Consider the following 4692-nt stretch of genomic DNA (forward strand, 5'->3'; position numbering starts at 1 on the left):
AACGATATTGGAAATTCTATGAATAAAAATGGTAAGATTTTGTGCGGAATGACGGCTTCAGCATAATCACGAAGTAATTCCTTAACTTTCATCGGAGCGAATCTATTGACCAAAAAAGTCATGTAACTATTCATAGCAGCATAATCAACATCTTCAAAATTATACTTATTTGGGTATAATTGCACCATTGTATTTAGTATAGTTTATTAGACTTCTTGCATAACCCAGCTTTCCATTATTCGTGGTGAGCTTGTCGAACCATGAACAAAACACCCTTCGACAGGCTCAGGGAGAACGGTGTAAAAAATACATCTTAGAGGTTATGTAAGAAGTCTATTGTATAAAAATAATGATAAAAGGTTATAAGTGAAATATGCAACTTTTTTGATTGCGCTGGCGGGTTTACTGATTAGTGGCTGTAGTACCAAAACATTTAATATGTTGGGAGATAAGAGCGAAGCCATTCGCACGGTTTCTGATGCAAACTATACCGAAGAAGCTGCGTTTGAATGGAAGATCGCAAAGGGAGACCGAGTTGAAATCATTGTTGCAAATCAATCGGTTGGCGATGGTGACCAACAACTCAATATCTTACTAAACACAGCAGGTCGAGGTCAAAATTATCAAATAAGAGATGGTACAGAGGGGATTTTGATTCCTAATGATGGAACCGTTAGATTACCACTTGTCGGTGTTGTAAAAATTGGTGGCCTTACCGAAAATGGTGCTGCAGAAAAACTCACAAGTGCGTATAAAAATTATCTCAAGAATCCGTTTGTAAGTGTAAAAATTTTGAACCAAAAGCTGTTTGTTTTAGGTGAAGTGAGACGACCAGGCGTAGTTCAAGTGACTAATGGAACAATGAGTTTGTTTGAAGCTCTTGGGCATTCGGGGGATTTGACTGAAGATGCTGAGAGAACCAATGTAAAAATCATTCGTGGCGGACTACGCTCACCGATGATCAGAGAGATTAATTTGGCAGATATTTCAGAGATCAAACTGACAAGTCTCATTTTACAGCCAAATGATATCGTTTATGTACAACCACGCGGTATGAAAGCTTACAATGTTGCATTCAAAGAGCAAATGCCGTTCTTTGATCTCATTACCTCGATGTTATCACCGTTTGTCAGTTATACCACAATCAAGAATGGAAAAGCAGTTGATGTCTTCTTATTTAAATAATCACACTAAAGTTTCCGATGCAACAGAGGAAGAGATCGACTTAAAAGAAGTTTTTAGAACTCTTGGCCGTTATAAAAAGTCCATCGCAATTATTGTTTTTAGCGTATTTCTTTTGAGCAGTCTGTATGCCTATTTTGGTACGAGTATCTATCAAGCACAATTGACATTACAAATCCAAGAAAAATCAGGTGGACAATCTACGGATGATTTGATGGCAAAGGCTCTTGGAGTAGAAAGTGCTAATGTAGATAATGAAATAGCAATTTTTCAATCACGTTTTGTAGCACAAAAGGCCCTTGAAAAACTGAACATTGGAACACGTTACTATGTCTTTAATAATTTAAAAAAAGTAGAGTTGTACAAAGACTCTCCCTTTGAGGTCGACACGAAAGCTTTGTCCCCTCGCTTGTTTGATTCAGAATTTCAGCTGACTGCTGTCGATGAAAATCATTTTCGCCTAACGATCAATCCAAGTAAGTCAGAAAAAATCGCGGAATTTTTAAAATCCATGTTCGGGACCATTCCTGAGGATGAAAAATTAGTCCGTTTTTCACAAGTTTTTTCGTATGGTATGAAAATTACGCATCCATTATTTGAGATGATCATTAGTAAAAAAGCTCCAATGGGCAATGAACATTATTCTTTTAGTGTTTTGCCAAATGAATACATGTATGCAATGCTTCAATCTTCATTGATGGTTTCAGCTGGCTCTGAAAAGGGTACAGTCCTTTATTTAACGTATCAAGACAATGTTCCACAGCGTGCGCAAGATGTACTTAATGCCCTTGCAGATGCCTATACAAATCAAAGTATCGAAGTCAAAAGTGAAAGCGCAGAAAAGACACTAAGTTTTATTGATAAACAGCTAGAAGCAATAAACTCAGCACTTCAAAACTCAGCTAGCAATTTAAAAGATTACAAGTCATCCCATATAGTGGTGGATTTAAAAGATAAAGCTACGATTGCAGCGCAAAAGATGGACCAGCTTGAAACACAGCTGTATGAATTGGATATGCAGCAAAGTGTCTTGAAAAACCTATTGAGTTACTTACAAAACAACAAAGAAATTGAAGGAATCGATGTTGGATCAGCAACAGCTTCCAGCTCACCGATTCTTTCATTGATAGAAAAAATACAAGCGGCAAATTCACTTTATGCGTCTTTATTAGCCGATTACACCGATAAACATCCATCTGTGATTAAGGTTGCACAGCAAATCGTTTCACTCAAAGCTAGTTTGCGCGGAACCATTGAAAGTAGTCTACGTGGTATAGAACAGCGCAAAGCGACACTCAATGACATCATCAGTAAAAACAGAATGTCATTAGAAGGTTTGCCGGAACAAGAAAAGCAGCTCTCTCAATTGACACGCAGTTTTATGGTCAATGAAAAAGTATATGAGTACCTCCTTCAAAAGCGTGTTGAAACAGCTATTGTCGAATCATCCACCGTATCAGGGGTAAGAGTCATAGATAATGCAGTCGTAGATGATCAGCCAATTAAGCCAAAACGAGCACTCATAGTGCTAATCGGGTTAATCTTAGGATTGATTATCGGGGTGATGCAGGCATTCTTGCGAAACTATTTGGCCAATACAATCCAAAGTATCAGTGATATTGAAAAACATACTAATTTACCCATTTATGCGGTACTCCCTTATTTTACAGGGCGAAAGTCATTGTATGAAGATGCCCTTCGTGTTTTGTTGACGAAACTTGAGTTTCAAACCTCAAAGCCAAAAATTATCACGATTACATCATCTGTACAGGGTGAGGGACGCACGACAACCGCGATTGAATTTGCACGAGTAATTAGTAGCAGCGGGAAAAAGGTTATTGTCCTTGACTTGGACATGCGCGGATCGAAAATGCATGAAAAACTGAACCTCTCTAATGCGCTAGGTATGAGCACATTGCTCAGTAAAAAAAGTACACTCGAGGGAGTTATTCAACCTATAGATAGCAATCTTGATATCATTGCAGCGGGTCCTGCGTATTCAAATACATATGCGCTTATCATATCCGATAGATTAGCGGCTGTACTGGAAGAACTAAAAACGCAGTATGATTATATTATTCTAGAATCGCCACCTGCAGGGGTTGTCGCGGATGCACTTGTCCTGATGCGCAAGTCAGATCTTAATTTGATTGTATTTAAAGCCAAATATTCTAAAAAAGATTTTATTAAAAATATCAATCGTTTTGTAGAGGAACATCAACTCGAAAATGTAGGTATTGTTTTAAATGCACTCGATTTGAAAAATATACGACCATGGATTAACAAATAATAGTCATCAATTAAGAATATTCTATGTTTGATTATTGTAATATACATCATTGGTATAGTTTTGACCGAAAGGGTCTAAAGGCAGCCTATATTTTGAGAATAGGGCTACATTCGGAGCATTAAGTGCTTTCGGGTGAGTAAATCGGGACAGATGAGTTTCGATTTAACGTACTTACGAGTAATCAAGCAAAAAAATACTAGCAAAGGCAAAAAATGAATAGTGTTGAATCACGACGTAAATTTCTAAAAAAAGCGGCTTATGCTGCTCCTGTTGTTATTGCATTAGGCGCAATGACCGCTCCAATTTCAGCGCATGCTTCTGTTATTTGTAAACAGGGTACATGGAATGCAGGTGCTAGTAATCAGTTCGAAGCTGGTGAACATTACGATAACGTTCAAAAAGCAATCCAAGATGGTTATTTGTCATATGATAGACAGGCTGGTGCATATAAAACGACTGATAAGTTCAATAAGACTGATTTTACTAGCAATCCTGATTTAAAAGCAATGTTTGATGCTTTATTTAACAACGCGTAAAGGAGATTATACTATGAATACAAACAATACAGAAAATCGTCGTAGTTTTCTCAAGAAAGCGGCTTATGCAACTCCAGTTCTTTTAGCAATGGGTTCATTGTCTGCGCAAGCGAGTACAAGTGGCGGTTCAAAGATTTATATAAATCCAGAAACAAAACAGACTGTACAAGGTACAGCTAAAGAGACAATAACTATTGTGAATCCAAATGGAAAAACAACTACAGTTACTGTTGCATCTACTAGCAAGCTTGCAAATTTTAATAAATTCTTGCACCGTTAGTATTAAACTCTTAATGCTTTATGGAATTAATTTAAAGTATTTAGATAATACCAATGATTCTTCGCTGCTTTATAGTGGCGGAGATGATTCACTCGTTATTTTAGAAGATAATACCATAGATCATCTCAAATTCCCCATTTCTCTCATCTATCAAAACAACCAAGATCGACAAATCTCACTCACAACCAATCGTGATTTTACAACACCTACGGATGACCAGCCTTGGATTTTTTATGTGGAAAACGTTATTAGTTTTGCATGGGATACAAAAGGTTCGGTTATTCGCTATCGATTTCATGAGTTGGCAACCGATGATATTTTTCGATTTTGGCTCTATCATGTTGTGCTCCCCATCTATTTTTCAATTGCACAGAAATATCGTTTTTTACATGCAGGTGCAGTTG

Annotated in this window: 6 protein-coding genes; 5 read left to right on the plus strand and 1 reads right to left on the minus strand. The window is 37.2% G+C overall.

Annotated elements, in window-relative coordinates; genetic code table 11:
- A partial coding sequence (locus tag JHC35_RS08625; RefSeq protein WP_295044274.1) for a hypothetical protein occupies nt 1-188 on the minus strand: 188 nt, incomplete at its 3' end.
- Nucleotides 189-366: 178 nt separating this feature from the next.
- Between JHC35_RS08625 and JHC35_RS08630 the strand changes: the two genes are divergently transcribed.
- The 5 genes from JHC35_RS08630 to JHC35_RS08650 all read left to right on the plus strand — a co-directional run.
- Nucleotides 367-1185 (plus strand): polysaccharide biosynthesis/export family protein, encoded by an 819-nt coding sequence (locus JHC35_RS08630; RefSeq protein WP_295044277.1) that lies wholly within the window; start codon nt 367-369, stop codon nt 1183-1185.
- The gene (locus JHC35_RS08635; protein ID WP_295044280.1) at nt 1151-3472 is read left to right on the plus strand and encodes a polysaccharide biosynthesis tyrosine autokinase; all 2322 of its coding nucleotides are present in this window, start codon (nt 1151-1153) and stop codon (nt 3470-3472) included. The genes JHC35_RS08630 and JHC35_RS08635 overlap by 35 nt, the downstream gene beginning before the upstream one ends.
- A 212-nt stretch (nt 3473-3684) precedes the next feature.
- A complete protein-coding gene (locus tag JHC35_RS08640; RefSeq protein WP_295044282.1) occupies nt 3685-4008 on the plus strand; it encodes a hypothetical protein in 324 nt (107 codons plus the stop codon).
- A gap of 13 nt (nt 4009-4021) precedes the next feature.
- Nucleotides 4022-4288 carry a hypothetical protein gene (locus tag JHC35_RS08645; protein WP_295044284.1) on the plus strand — a complete coding sequence of 89 codons (267 nt, stop codon included), beginning with the start codon at nt 4022-4024 and terminating at the stop codon, nt 4286-4288.
- Between the two features lie 13 nt (nt 4289-4301).
- Nucleotides 4302-4692: hypothetical protein (locus tag JHC35_RS08650; RefSeq protein WP_295044285.1), on the plus strand; the 391-nt coding region annotated here is incomplete at its 3' end.

Origin of the sequence: Sulfuricurvum sp., assembly GCF_022759005.1 — a bacterium.
Taxonomy (GTDB): domain Bacteria; phylum Campylobacterota; class Campylobacteria; order Campylobacterales; family Sulfurimonadaceae; genus Sulfuricurvum.